The sequence below is a fragment of the Dinoroseobacter sp. S375 genome, from assembly GCF_049800775.1.
In the GTDB taxonomy this organism is placed as follows: Bacteria; Pseudomonadota; Alphaproteobacteria; order Rhodobacterales; family Rhodobacteraceae; genus Dinoroseobacter.
In genome coordinates, this window is the sequence record NZ_JBNAFR010000002.1 from 435272 (window position 1) to 448371 (window position 13100).

Annotated in this window: 11 protein-coding genes; 8 read left to right on the forward strand and 3 right to left on the reverse strand. The window is 65.3% G+C overall.

The features are described 5' to 3' along the window. Window positions 1–9 precede the first annotated feature (9 nt). The gene (locus tag ACP150_RS06960) at window positions 10–1776 is read right to left on the reverse strand and encodes a transcriptional regulator (protein WP_424965844.1); all 1767 of its coding nucleotides are present in this window, start codon (window positions 1774–1776) and stop codon (window positions 10–12) included. A 478-nt stretch (window positions 1777–2254) separates the two neighbouring features. On the opposite strand from ACP150_RS06960, the gene ACP150_RS06965 reads away from it, so the two are divergent. The 6 genes from ACP150_RS06965 to ACP150_RS06990 all read left to right on the forward strand — a co-directional run bounded on the left by ACP150_RS06965 (window position 2255) and on the right by ACP150_RS06990 (window position 9501). Further along, window positions 2255–3865, forward strand: a complete 1611-nt coding sequence (locus ACP150_RS06965) for a glutamate synthase-related protein (protein ID WP_424965845.1) — start codon at window positions 2255–2257, stop codon at window positions 3863–3865. 205 nt (window positions 3866–4070) lie between these two features. Continuing rightward, entirely contained in the window at window positions 4071–5654 is a 1584-nt protein-coding gene (locus ACP150_RS06970; protein WP_424965846.1) for an ABC transporter substrate-binding protein, read from the forward strand. A gap of 177 nt (window positions 5655–5831) precedes the next feature. Continuing rightward, entirely contained in the window at window positions 5832–6650 is an 819-nt protein-coding gene (locus ACP150_RS06975; protein ID WP_424965847.1) for a helix-turn-helix transcriptional regulator, read from the forward strand. After that, entirely contained in the window at window positions 6643–7131 is a 489-nt protein-coding gene (locus ACP150_RS06980; RefSeq protein WP_424965848.1) for a cupin domain-containing protein, read from the forward strand. Before ACP150_RS06975 ends, ACP150_RS06980 begins: the two co-directional genes overlap by 8 nt. A gap of 136 nt (window positions 7132–7267) precedes the next feature. Next, window positions 7268–8833, forward strand: coding sequence for an ABC transporter substrate-binding protein (locus ACP150_RS06985; RefSeq protein WP_424965849.1), 1566 nt, complete (start codon window positions 7268–7270; stop codon window positions 8831–8833). Between the two features lie 245 nt (window positions 8834–9078). Beyond that, a complete protein-coding gene (locus tag ACP150_RS06990; protein ID WP_424965850.1) occupies window positions 9079–9501 on the forward strand; it encodes a DUF4345 domain-containing protein in 423 nt (140 codons plus the stop codon). Window positions 9502–9562: 61 nt separating this feature from the next. Here ACP150_RS06990 and ACP150_RS06995 read toward each other — a convergent pair whose 3' ends face one another. Continuing rightward, window positions 9563–9943, reverse strand: coding sequence for a DUF4870 family protein (locus tag ACP150_RS06995; RefSeq protein ID WP_424965851.1), 381 nt, complete (start codon window positions 9941–9943; stop codon window positions 9563–9565). Between the two features lie 90 nt (window positions 9944–10033). Further along, the gene (locus ACP150_RS07000; RefSeq protein WP_424965852.1) at window positions 10034–10882 is read right to left on the reverse strand and encodes a 2-keto-4-pentenoate hydratase; all 849 of its coding nucleotides are present in this window, start codon (window positions 10880–10882) and stop codon (window positions 10034–10036) included. Window positions 10883–11121: 239 nt separating this feature from the next. Here ACP150_RS07000 and ACP150_RS07005 point away from each other — a divergent pair, with 239 nt between their 5' ends. After that, a complete protein-coding gene (locus ACP150_RS07005; RefSeq protein ID WP_424965853.1) occupies window positions 11122–12108 on the forward strand; it encodes an ABC transporter permease in 987 nt (328 codons plus the stop codon). A gap of 1 nt (window position 12109) precedes the next feature. Then, window positions 12110–13066 (forward strand): ABC transporter permease, encoded by a 957-nt coding sequence (locus tag ACP150_RS07010; RefSeq protein WP_424965854.1) that lies wholly within the window; start codon window positions 12110–12112, stop codon window positions 13064–13066. Window positions 13067–13100: the final 34 nt, after the last annotated feature.

Below are 13100 nucleotides of genomic sequence, written 5' to 3' on the forward strand. Positions count from 1 at the left end.
GTGTCCCCTTCACGTGGTCAGTCGTTTCAAAATCCCCAAAACCGAGCTTTCATCCTGCTTGTGCGCGAAGCGGAACCGCTCCTTTTGCACTTCGGGATCGTGGAACTCGGGATCCACATCGAGCAGACGACCATAGATCGCCTGTGCTTCCGCCTCGCGGCCCAGCTTGGAATAGTTCAACAGAAGATACCGCATGGCCGCCGCAAAGCGCGGCTGTTTCCGCAAGGCCCGCTGGCCCGCCATGATCGCGCGGCGGTGGTCGCCGGCCATGGTCGCCGCCATCGCGAGCGTGGTGTCATAGCTATAGCTGATCGGGCTGAAACTGCCCAGGCTCGCCCCGCGCTCGGCAGCGCGGTAGGCGGCCTCGAACTCGCCGGTGTAAAGCTTGTGCAGCGCATAGTGATCCCAGACGAAGGGCTGGGACTGGTTCAGATTCAGCGCCTGTTCTAGCAACCCGCCCGCCAGATCATGCTCGTGGAACACATAGCCCAGCACATGGGCGATACAGGCCAGCGAGATCGAGTTGAACGGGTTGTTGGCCAGCGCGCTCTCGGCGGCCAGCCGGGCATCATCCAGCTCGCCCCGGTTCAGCACCCCGACATTCTCGCCGATCTTGAAGGTCGTCAGATAAGCCCGCAGCGCCGGATAGACCGAGGCCGCATCATGGGCGTCATCCCCCTGCAGCAGCATGGTCTCGGAATTGCTCAGCGCATTCTCGTCGAGCTTGAACATCAGGTTCAGCGCCGTGTAGCCGACCTTGGGCGGCCAGTCGTCGCGGCTGTCGAGCATCCGCAGCCGGTCCTCGAACATCGACTTGGCCATACGGTCCACATTCTGCGCGATGAACCCCTCGAGCATCATGGAATTCTGCATGATCTGATCGGCGGAGGTCTGAATCGACTGGGACCATTCCAGCGCCATCCGGCTGGAACGATAGAGGAAAAACGTCAGGGTCAGGCTGTCGCGCACCTGCATGGTGCGCACGCGGGTGTAGTACTCGGTCTCGAAGGCCTGGGTGAATTGGTCGGAATGCACGGTCGGATCGCGGAAATCGAACACCGCGACCGGCTCGAACTCGCGCAGGTTCCGGGCGACCCCTTCCAGCACGTAATCCGCCAGATGCTGGGTATTGGCATCGCAGCCCTGCTGGATATTCGGCAGGAACCCGACACTGAAGGTGCCCGGCTCGGGGTTCTCCGACAGATCCTCGGTGCTGCGCGTCGGCACAAGCAGACCACGGGTCTGGGCGGGTGTCGGTTTGCTCAGGGCCGGGCGGGGATGCGCCTCGAGGATCTCGGTCGCCTTGTCGTACCAGATCTGGCGCTCCATCTGGAGCCAGTCCTCGAACTCCTCATCGGCAACATCGATGCCTTCGAGCAGTTCGGTGTCTTCGCTCACCTCCAACTTGTGCAGGGCGGTGGGGTCCTCGCTGACCACGTGATGGTCGATCCAGATCCGGTCGAGCCGCAGCCCGATGGACATCCGGTTGATGTCGAGGATTTCATCGGCGAGCGGCCCCAGATCCTTGCGCAGCTCGAACACAGTCTGGCGCAGGGAAGACGCCGATTTCTGTTCGTCGCTGGCACTCCAGAGCTTGTCGCGCAGCCAGACCCGGGTGCGCTGTCCGCGCGGTGCCAGCGCCAGAAGCGCCAGCAGGCCTTGTGTCTTTTTCCCCCGAGGGGTCAGGTTCCGGTCGCCCGCCGAGAAAAGGCCCAGCGGACCAAGCACGTAGAGCTTGGCCAGCTGGGCAGTCCCCGATTGGGGCTCCGCACTCACTTCGGGCCCCCGAGACGGGGTGAACAGAGGGGTAGGGAAGGTTTGGGAATGTACCCGCCCCTCTGTCTCCACCGGGAAGGGTGCATCTGAACAGGGTTTGGACACATCGAAGTCGAGCTCCAGGTTTTGGTTCTTCAAACGTATCGGGCGGGAACAGTGCCCTTGATCGAAAAGATTAGCTACTGAAAAATTGCTTTTGTTCAAAGGTTTGGAGCCCATCTTGTCAGCGTTAACCGCATCCTGTCCAGATGCCTGCTGACCTTGCGTCACGTACCGTTAGAGAACTGTTAGTGATTCTGAAGCTCAGCTTTGACGGGGCCCGGGCCGCGCCGGGAGAGGGGCGTTAACCTTTATTTCCAATATGTTGTGCTGCGTGCCGAGGCCGCCATGGCGGTCGCGCGCAGAGGATGTGCGCCTGCCGGGCATTGGCCGAAGCGCCGAACCGGGGCAGTGTCCGTGAGAACAGGAGGAGAAAAAAATGCAAAAAACATCCGTTGCCAAACTCGACGCGCTCGCAGACCGCGCGCCGGCTTACGCTCTGGTGGGCGAGGTCGATCTGGTCGTGGTGCGCTTCGACGAGACGGTCTCCGTCTTCTATGGGCGCTGCCTGCATCGCGGGGCCCTGATGTCCGATGGCTTTGTGAAGGGCGACAACCTGATCTGCGGGGTGCATTACTGGGATTACCGGCTCGACAGTGGCGTGTCGGAATATGCCAATGAAGAGGCCTTGCCGAAATTCTCTTCCTGGATCGAGGCGGGGGAGGTCTGGGTCGATGCCGATGAGATCGCCGACTGGGCGCAGGCCAACCCGCAGCCCTTCGACCGGGACGCCTATCTCGGGCTCTATGCGGACACCTCCCACGGCACCGCCGAAGAACCCCATAACGGGCTGATCCAGCAGTATGCCCGGGACGGGCTCAGCAAGACGGGCCATCACGGGGTGGTGTCGTCCATGGGCGTGCCCCGGGACGAGCTGCCGGTGTGGGACGACCTGCAGATCCTGACAGCGCAGCTGCACCGTGCGCCCCTGCTCGATGATGACCCGGTGGGCACGGATGTGCTGATCGGACCCAATGCCCAGAAGCCCCTGCGGCTCAAGATCCCGCTCTTTGTTTCCGACATGTCCTTCGGCGCGCTGTCGGAGCCTGCCAAGGTCGCGCTTGCCCGCGGGGCCGAGCTGGCCGGGACGGGCATCTGCTCGGGCGAGGGCGGGATGCTCCCCGAGGAGCAGGCCGCGAATTCGCGCTATTTCTACGAGCTGGCCTCGGCCCGGTTCGGGTTCGACTGGGACAAGCTCGCCAAGGTGCAGGCCTTTCATTTCAAGGGCGGCCAAGGCGCCAAGACCGGCACCGGAGGGCATCTGCCCGGCACCAAGGTCAAGGGCAAGATCGCCGAGGTGCGCGGGCTCGACGAGGGGCAGGACGCGATCTCGCCGCCGCGCTTTCCCGACTGGACCGAGCCGGCGCAGATCCGGGCCTTTGCCGACGAGGTGCGCGACCGGACCGGGGGGATCCCCATCGGCTACAAGCTGAGCGCGCAGCATATCGAGAAGGATATCGATGCCGCGCTCGAGGTCGGGGTGGATTACATCATCCTCGACGGGCGTGGCGGCGGCACCGGGGCCGCACCGATTATCTTTCGCGACAACATCTCGGTCCCGACCATCCCCGCGCTCGCCCGGGCGCGGCGGCATCTGGACCGGCTCGGGCGCGGCGATGTCAGCCTCGTGATCACCGGCGGGCTGCGCAAACCGGCGGATTTCCTCAAGGCGCTGGCGCTCGGCGCGGATGCGGTGGCGGTGTCGAACTCGGCCATGCAGGCCATCGGCTGCCTTGCCATGCGGGCCTGCCATACGAATAACTGCCCCGTCGGGATCGCCACCCAGAAACCCCATCTGGTCAACCGGCTGGTGGTCGAGAAATCCGCAAAGCAGCTGGCCAATTTCTTCGACGCCTCGGTGGAGCTCATGCAGGTCATGGCGCGCGCCTGCGGCCATGATCACCTCTCGGGCTTCTCGGCCGAGGACCTCACCACCTGGAAACGGGACATGCGCGATCTGACCGGTGTGGCCTATGGCGGCATCGCCTGACGCCACAGCCCGATTTGCAATCAGGCCCCGGATCCGCGCCGGGGCTTGACGCGGGGGCGGGGCATTTCGGCCTTGCGTTCTGCTCCGGCCCCGTCATTCTTTTTCCCGGCGCCTGTCGAGGCGGTCACGCGAAGAGGACACCCGACAGCGCGGCGGATGGCACGTTCTGCCACACCCGCCGAACCATAACTGGGAGATACGATCCATGAAAAAAACGACCCTCCTGCTGGCCACATCGGCGCTCGTCCTGACGCCGCTGCTCGCCAGCGCTGAAACCCTCAACTGGGCGCGCGCCGGTGACAGCCTCACGCTTGACCCGCACGCTCAGAACGAAGGCCCGACCCACACGCTCGCCCATCAGATCTACGAGCCGCTGATCATCCGCGATCACTTCGGCCAGTTCGAAGGCGCGCTCGCGACGGAATGGGCCCCCAAGGCCGATGACCCGAATGTCTGGGTCTTCAAGCTGCGCGAGGGCGTGACCTTCCACGATGGTTCCGCCTTCACGGCCGAGGATGTCGTCTTCTCCTTCGAGCGGGCGAAATCCGAGACCTCCGCGATGAAGGAACTGCTGACCTCGATCACCGAGGTGCGCGCGGTCGACGACATGACCGTCGAGTTCGTGACCGACGGGCCGAACCCGATCCTGCCGAACAACTTCACCAACCTGTTCATCATGGACAAGGGCTGGACCGAGGCGAATGGCGTGACCAAGGTGCAGGACATCGCCAATGGCGAGACCACCTTTGCGGCCACCAACGCCATGGGCACCGGACCCTATGTCCTGACCAGCCGCGAGCCCGATGTGCGCACCGTGCTCACGCTGAATGGCGATTACTGGGGCACGGGCGAGTTCCCGCTGGGCGTGACCGAGATCATCTATACCCCGATCCAGAACGCCGCGACCCGCGTGGCGGCCCTGCTGACGGGCGAGGTGGATTTCATCCAAGACGTGCCGGTGCAGGATCTTGAGCGTGTCGGCGGGACCGATGGCCTCGAAGTGCGCACGGCAGCGCAGAACCGGGTCATCTTCTTCGGCATGAATTCCGGACCCGATGACATCACCCGCGACAATGTCGAAGGGGCCAACCCGCTGGGCGATGCCCGCGTGCGCAAGGCCATGAGCATGGCGATCAACCGCGATGCCATCAAGCAGGTGGTGATGCGCGGCCAGTCCGCGCCCGCAGGCATGATCGCACCGCCCTTCGTCAATGGCTGGACCGAGGAAATGGACGGCGCGTCCATGACCGATATCGATGCGGCCAAGGCTCTGATGGAAGAAGCGGGCTATGCCGATGGCTTCTCGATCCAGCTCGACTGCCCGAATGACCGCTACATCAACGATGAGGCGATCTGTCAGGCCGCCGTGGGCATGATGGGTCAGATTGGCATCACCGTGAACCTCGACGCCAAGCCCAAGGCCCAGCACTTCCCGCTGATCCAGAATGGCGAGACGGATTTCTACATGCTGGGCTGGGGCGTGCCGACCTACGATTCCGAGTATATCTTCAACTTCCTCGTGCATTCGCGCGGCGGCGACCGGGGATCCTGGAACGGCACCGGCTTCAGCGACGCGGATGTGGATGCCAAGATCGTCAGCCTCGCCTCCGAAACCGATCTGGCCAAGCGGAACGCAACCATCGGCGAGATCTGGTCCGTGGTGCAGGAAGAGCAGCTCTACCTGCCGATCCACCACCAGGTGCTGAACTGGGGCGGCAAGACCACGGTCGGCTATCCGAACGTGTCTCCCGAGGATGATCCGAAGTTCAAGTATTTCACCATGAACTGATCCCTCTGACCTGAGGAATGACAGACCATGCCGGGCCCTCGGGTCCGGCATGTTTCGTTTCGAGCCGCGCAAATGGGCCGGTTTTGCCGCAGCTATGATCGGAACGGGCGCAAATTGATCCGTGGGGGCGCAGGCTTTCTCTGGCCGGGGCGGGGGGCTGCGCCTAGGCTGCGGCCCATGACCCATGCCATGCAGGATACCGCGCCGGGCTTTCACATCCGGCAATACCGCCGCGCCCGGTTCGATCGCCTGATCAGTCCGCTGCCGGCGGTGATCCGGGTCGAGGCGGGCGAAAAGCGCCTGACGGCGGCGGGCCTGACCGCCCGGGCCACGGCCGGAACGCTGATCCTTTTGCCCGAGGAAACACCCCTGCTGGTGGAAAACCTGCCCCTTGGTGAGGCGCCCTATGCGGCCACGGTGCTGGCCTTTCCCCGCGCGGTCTTCGAGGCGGCCTATGCCCGCCTGCCGCGCGATGGCGCGCGCGCCCCCTATCCCCTGCAATCCTGCCTCGATCTGGGGGCCGCGGCCGAGGCGTTTGGTATGGCGCTCGCCGGGCTCAGTCAGGATCCGGAGCATCCCCGCACCGGGCTGCACTGCGAGGCGCTCGCCCTGGAAATGGCACTGGCGCGGGCCTGGCTGCCTCCGGCGCCCGCCCGCAGTCTCGCAGCTCAGGTGCGGCAGCATCTGGCCACGGATCTCGCCGCGCCCTGGACGGCCGAGACCCTGGCGCGCGCCCTGCAGATCAGCCCGGCGACCCTGCGCCGCCGCCTGCGCGCCGAAGGCTGCGCGTTTCAGGACATCCTGCGTGACTTGCGTCTCGGCAGCGGGCTGCATCTCTTGCAGACCACGCGCTGGCCCGTGGCCTCCGTGGCCGAGGCGGTGGGCTATCGCTCCGCCTCGCGCTTTGCCCGCCGGTTTCAGGACCGGTTCGCCCTTTCCCCCGGCGCCGTGCGGCGCCCGCTTTCAGATCCGTCCAAGGAGACCCCGCATGAGTGACGACACCGCCCCAAAACCCCTCGCCGCACTGGCCACCGAGATCCCGGCCCGGGCTGCCAAATCGGGCTATCCCGCACCCTTTGCCGCCCGGGTCGCGGGCCGGGTAAAACGCCAGCTCGGCAATGCGTTCGGCCTGACGAATTTCGGCGTGAACCTCACGGATCTGGCCCCGGGCGCGGAATCCGCGCTGCTCCACCGGCACAAGACGCAGGATGAGTTCATCTATATCCTCAGCGGCCATCCGACCCTGAAAACCGATCAGGGCGAGATCCGCCTCGCGCCGGGCATGTGCGCCGGGTTTCCCGCAGGGGGCGTGGCCCATCATCTGGTCAACGAGACCGCGACGCCGGTGCGGTACCTCGAGATCGGGGATCGCAGCCCGGGCGATAGCGGCACCTATCCCGACGATGATCTGGAGGCCCATCTGGTGCAGGGTACTTACATCTTCACCCGCAAGAACGGCACGCCCTACGAGGACTGACCGACCCGCGTTCGCCGCCCCGTCACGCGGAAATTCGCGGCATCACAGCCCCGTGATCGCCGCGTTTTCGCGATGACCCTGCGACATTTTGGCGGCATGCTGCCCGGGTTGCTGCACATACCACAAAGGACAGATCATGACGCGATTGCTGACCTCGACCGCGCTGGCGCTGCTTGTCGCGGTTCCGGCTTCGGCCAACGAGTTCCGCTGGGCTTCGACCACCGATCCCCAGACCATGGACCCCCATGCGGTGAACTCCGCCCCGGTTCTCGGCTTTCTCAACAACGTCTATGAGGGGCTTGTCCGGCGCGGCAAGGATATGAGCGTAGAGCCTGCGCTCGCCACCAGCTGGGAGCCGATCGGCGATGGCGAGGGCTGGCGCTTCACCCTGCGCGAGGGCGTGACCTTCCATGATGGCGCGGCCTTCACCGCCGAGGATGTGCTCTTTTCCTATCAGCGCGCCTCGGACGAGACCTCCGACACCCGCAGCTGGTTCGCGCCCGTCTCTGGGGTGACGGTGGTCGATGACTACACGGTCGACATCATGACCTCGGCCCCGAACCCGATCTTTCCCGACAGCATCGCGAACTGGATGATCCTCGACAGCGGCTGGGCTGAGGCCAATGGCGCGGCCCTGCCGGATAAGGAAGCCGGGAACTACGCCACCCTGAACGCCAATGGCACCGGCGCCTTCCGGGTGACCGCGCGCGAGCCGGGCCTGCGCACCGTGCTCGAACCCTTCGCAGGCTGGTGGGGCGAGGCGGAGCATAACATCACCCGCGCCGAGTTCACCCCGATCCAGAACCCGGCCACGGCGGTGGCGGCGCTGCTGTCGGGGGATATCGACATGATCAACCCGGTCCCGATCCAGGACGCGGCGCGCCTGTCGGGGCAGGCGGGGGTGCAGGTCATCCAGGGGATCGAGGCGCGGGTCATCATGCTGGGCTTCCCCCATGAGGCCGAGACGCTGAAATACTCGCAATCGGACGATCCCGGAAACCCCTTCACCGATCTGCGCGTCCGGCAAGCCGTGTCCCACGCGATCAACGTGCCTGCGATCCTGCAGACGATCATGCGCGGCAATGCCGAGCCCGCGAGCCAGCTCGTGAGCCCCGCCATGCGCGGCTATTCCGAAAGCCTCGCCGCCCGGCCCGCCTATGACCCGGAAGCCGCGCGCGCACTTCTGACCGAGGCCGGTTATCCCGACGGGTTCTCCTTTGGCCTGAAATGCCCCAATGACCGCTACCTGAATGACGAGGCCGTCTGTCAGGCGGTCACCTCCATGCTCGCACAGGTCGGCATCACCGCCCAGTTGGAGGCGATGCCCGTGCGGGGCTACTGGCCGCGCCTGCGCGAGGATGATTTCGACATGTACCTGCTGGGCTGGTCGCCGGGCACCTTCGATGCAGAGCACCCGATCCGCTTTCTCGCCTCGACCCCGAATGCGGAAAAGAAGCTGGGCTCGTGGAATTTCGGCGGATACTCGAATGCGCGCGTCGATGAGCTCCTGCCGATGATCCAGTCCGAGATCGACGACACGACGCGGCAGGCCATGCTCGACGAGGTCACGCAGATCCTGCAGGACGACGCGGCCTATGTGCCTCTCTATGTCCAGCCGCTGGTCTGGGGCACCCGTGACACCGTCACCCTGACCCAACGCCCGGACAACTTCTTCATCCTTCGCTGGGTGACGATGAACTGAGCCGTCTCAGGCTGAGACAGAGTGAAACGGCGCGGTCCCGGACTGCGCCGTTTTCTTTTGCCCGGGGGGCGGGCCTCCTCCCGCGGCGAGGCCTGGCATCGGGCGCACCCCGACAGGTCGGGCCGATCCATCGCGCCGGACCAGCCTTTGGCCGCGCCGGTCAAAACGCTGGCATGGCGGGTCAAGACCCGGCAGCCCCATGATCCCTAAACCTTGGCCATCAACTTCAGCCAAGGAACGTCACCATGCATCTCTCCCGTCTTCAGAAAATCGCCCTCGGTCTCAGCGGCTTCACCGCACTGGCCATCGGCCTGTCCATCCTGCTTGTGCCCCATGCCTTCTATGCCAGCTACGGTATCCCGCTCGATGACAACCCCAACCGGCTGAGCGAGCTGCGCGCGCCCGGCGCCGGGCTCGCCAGTTTCGGGGCCATCATGCTCGCCGGGATGATGCGCCCGCGCCATGCGCCGCTGGCTTTCAAGGTCGCGCTGACGGTCTATCTGAGCTTTCCGGCCGGGCGCTGTGTCAGCCTTCTGGTGGATGGGGTGCCCTCGGCCAGCATTCTCGGCGCGCTCGCGGTGGAGCTGGCGCTGGCCGGGCTTTTGCTCTTTGCCTTCGGGTGGCGGTCCTCGGTGGACCCCCAGGGTCCGCGACTGGCCGGATCGTAACGCCCCGGGCGGCCCCGGCGGGCCGGTGTCGCCCGGATGCGCGGATGCGATCCCGACCGGTTCAGACGGCGAGGATCCCCGCGTATTTCGTGCCACTGATCGGCCTGCCGTCATTGGCCAGCACGAAGCCCGAGATCACGCGGGTCAGACCCCAGACCACGAGGAAGAGCCAGACGAAAAAGCCGATCCCGACGGCCAGAAGCGCCACCGCCACGATCGCGAGCCCCAGACCGATCCAGAAGGTCCGGATCTGGAACGTGAAATGGCTGTCGGCCACCGGGTCGGATCCGCGGGTGATATAGGCATAGATCAGCCCGGCGAGGCTTGTGAGCCCCACGAAATACCCCACCGCATAGAGACCATAGACGATCTTCACCGGCAGGAGCGGATCCTTGGAGGCCGGTGCCGGAGCGGGAGGCGGTGTCGTGGTCGGGTCGGTCATGGCGAAGTCCTTGTCTCTCTTGTGAACGCAAACGCCGCACGGGTCCCATGGTTCCCGGCGCGGCGCCGCGTGGCGCGGGGCGCTGCGGATTTATTCGAAATTCACCGTCAGGCTGGGGTTCCCCGGCAGGCCGAGATACTCGACCTTGGCCATGCCCTTGGCCTTGGCCGGCGGCATGAGCGGCCCGATGGAGCCCACCGAGATCATGTCCCCCTCCTTGAAGGTGATGCCGGTGCTGCGCAGCCAGATCACCGATCGCAGCGGGTTGCCCAGAACCGCCGCACCCGGCGCCTCGGACAGGACCGTGCCCTCGGCATCGGTGACGCGCACCTGCATCTCGGCCAGCAGGTCGATCATCGCGCCGCCATCCTCGAACGGGATCGCCGGGCCGAGCACACCCGCCCGCGCGCCGACGCCGCCCGCGGTGATCGTGGCACCTGTCAGGGGCTCGTCCTTGGCATACATCAGGTCCGGCAGCTCGATGAACCCGTGCACCGAAGCGATGGCATCCATCACATCCGCGCCGGTCTCGGCGGTGTTGATCGCGGCACTGCCGACGACCAGAATCAGATCCGCCTCGAACAGGGGCCGCGCCCCGTGGGGGCCGGTCACCGTCGCGCCGTCTTCGAGGAACATGTCGCGGTAAAGAACGCCCGCCACCGGCTCGGAGACGCCAAAGGCCTCCATGGCGCGGTCGCTGGTCAGGCCCGCCTTGTAGCCCACGACCGGGCCCAAATGGGGCTCCAGCGCCTTGGCGACCTTGGCCTGAGTGCAGAACGCCTCCTCCATGGTGGCATCCACGCCAAGCGCCTTGGTCGGGGTCTTGGCGATGTAATCCGCAATGAAGCTGGCAACCTCGTCATCGGTCGCGCAGGCCGCAAGCGCAGCCGAGGGCAGGGCGAAGGCGGCCATGGCGGCAAGAGCTGTCCAGGGTTTCATGAAATCTCCTCCTGAAATGGGCCGGGCATGGGTGGGCGCCCCGGCTGTCACACGGTCTCTGCGCGCCCGAAACCGGGCGGTTGCTGTGACCATGCCTTTCGCTTGGGCAGGGGGCAACGGTTTTTGCCTCAGGCCGCGCCACCTTCGGCTTGCCGTGACGGCGCGTGCCCGGCCGAGGAGACGGGCCTTGACCATGACCGCCCGGCGCGGGACAACGGAGAGCAGCTTGGGGAGGGTGCATGCTCGCATTTATCATTCGCCGCGTTGTGCAGTCGCTGGTCGTGCTGCTCATCGTCGGTCTGGTCGCGTTCTCGATGTTCCGCTTCGTCGGGGATCCGATCGACAACCTGCTGGGGCAGGAGCGCACGCTGGAGGATATCGAGCGTCTGCGCACGCAGCTCGGGCTCGATGACCCGTTCCTCGTGCAATACTGGAGCTTTCTGAGCCGCGCCTTTCAGGGGGATCTGGGGATTTCCTATCGCCAGTCGCGCCCGGTGGCCGAGATCCTGCTGGAACGCGCCCCGGCCACGCTGGAACTGGCGCTGGTCTCGGGCATCCTGGCGATTGGCTTCGGCATCATCCTCGGGATCTTCACCGCGATCCGCCGCGACGGCTGGGCCGCGAGCGCGGTGATGTCGGTCTCGCTGATCGGGGTGTCCCTGCCGACCTTCCTGATCGGGATCCTCTTGATCTATGTCTTCGCGGTCGAGCTCAACTGGCTGCCCAGTTTCGGACGCGGAGAGGTCGTCGATCTCGGCGGGTGGAGCACAGGCTTCCTCACCGCTTCGGGCCTCAAGGCGCTGATATTGCCCGCGATTACGCTGGGGCTGTATCAGATGACGCTGATCATGCGGCTGGTCAGGTCCGAGATGCTCGAAGTGCTGCGACAGGACTATATCCGCTTTGCCCGGGCGCGCGGGCTGACCGAAAAGGCGGTGAATTTCCGCCACGCGCTCAAGAACACGCTGGTCCCGGTGATCACGGTCACCGGCCTGCAGCTTGGCTCGATTATCGCCTTCGCGATCATCACCGAGACCGTGTTCCAATGGCCCGGTGTCGGGCTCCTCTTCATCAACGCGATCCAGTTCGTCGATATCCCGGTGATGGCCGCCTACCTGATGCTGATCTCGGTGATGTTCGTGGGCATCAACCTGATCGTCGATCTGCTTTATTTCGCGATCGATCCGCGCCTGCGCGTGGATCGCTCCGGGTCCGGAGGACATTGAGATGACGGATATGCCCAATGACACGCCCGTGCCGGTGAAAGAGCCCTCGCGCCTCGCCGTGGCCTGGCAGTCGGATTTCGCGTGGAAATTCCGCCGCTCGCCCGTGGCGCTGATCTCCTTCACGCTGGTGGTGGTGCTGGTGCTCTCGGCGGTCTTCGCGCCGCTGATCGCGCCCTATGACCCGTTCAACCCGGCCTCGCTGAACCTGATGAACGGCTTCTCGCAGCCGATGCAGCCCAATGCCTTTACCGGCGATGTGTTCTGGCTGGGCACTGACGATCAGGGCCGGGACGTGTTCTCGACGATCCTCTACGGGATGCGGATCTCGCTCTTCGTGGGCTTCGCCGCGGTGATGTTCGCCATGGTGCTGGGGGTCACGCTGGGACTGATCGCGGGCTATGTGGGCGGCTGGGTCGAGACGCTGATCATGCGCGTGGCCGATGTGCAGCTGACCTTCCCGGCGATCCTCGTCGCGATGCTGATCTTCGGGATCGCCAAGGGGATCACCCCGGTGGAATACCGCGATCAAATGGCGATCTGGGTGCTGATCCTGGCCATCGGCCTGTCGGACTGGGTGCAGTTCGCGCGGGTCGTGCGTGGGGCGACACTGGTCGAGAAGAACAAGGAATACGTGCAGGCCGCGCGCCTGATCGGTCGGGGATCCGGCGCGATCATGCTGCGCCATATCTTGCCCAATGTGCTCTCGCCGGTGCTGGTCATTGCCACGATTTCGCTGGCCCTCGCGATCATCGCCGAGGCGACGCTCAGCTTCCTCGGGGTCGGTGCGCCGCCAACCCAGCCAAGCCTTGGTACGCTGATCCGGATCGGGCAGGGCTTCCTGTTCTCCGGCGAGTGGTGGATCCTGTTCTTCCCGGCGATCACGCTGCTGGTGCTCGCGCTCAGCGTGAACCTGCTGGGCGACTGGCTGCGCGACGCCCTGAACCCGAGGCTGCGATGACCGAGTTGGCGAACGCTGCTACACTATCTGGACC

Bases quoted from the DNA above. Each gene is read 5' to 3' on its own strand.
- ACP150_RS06965 (WP_424965845.1), top strand. From the start codon at position 2,255: ATGCAAAAAACATCCGTTGCCAAACTCGACGCGCTCGCAGACCGCGCG.
- ACP150_RS06970 (WP_424965846.1), top strand. From the start codon at position 4,071: ATGAAAAAAACGACCCTCCTGCTGGCCACATCGGCGCTCGTCCTGACG.
- ACP150_RS06975 (WP_424965847.1), top strand. From the start codon at position 5,832: ATGACCCATGCCATGCAGGATACCGCGCCGGGCTTTCACATCCGGCAA.
- ACP150_RS06980 (WP_424965848.1), top strand. From the start codon at position 6,643: ATGAGTGACGACACCGCCCCAAAACCCCTCGCCGCACTGGCCACCGAG.
- ACP150_RS06985 (WP_424965849.1), top strand. From the start codon at position 7,268: ATGACGCGATTGCTGACCTCGACCGCGCTGGCGCTGCTTGTCGCGGTT.
- ACP150_RS06990 (WP_424965850.1), top strand. From the start codon at position 9,079: ATGCATCTCTCCCGTCTTCAGAAAATCGCCCTCGGTCTCAGCGGCTTC.
- ACP150_RS06995 (WP_424965851.1), bottom strand. From the start codon at position 9,943: ATGACCGACCCGACCACGACACCGCCTCCCGCTCCGGCACCGGCCTCC.
- ACP150_RS07000 (WP_424965852.1), bottom strand. From the start codon at position 10,882: ATGAAACCCTGGACAGCTCTTGCCGCCATGGCCGCCTTCGCCCTGCCC.
- ACP150_RS07005 (WP_424965853.1), top strand. From the start codon at position 11,122: ATGCTCGCATTTATCATTCGCCGCGTTGTGCAGTCGCTGGTCGTGCTG.
- ACP150_RS07010 (WP_424965854.1), top strand. From the start codon at position 12,110: ATGACGGATATGCCCAATGACACGCCCGTGCCGGTGAAAGAGCCCTCG.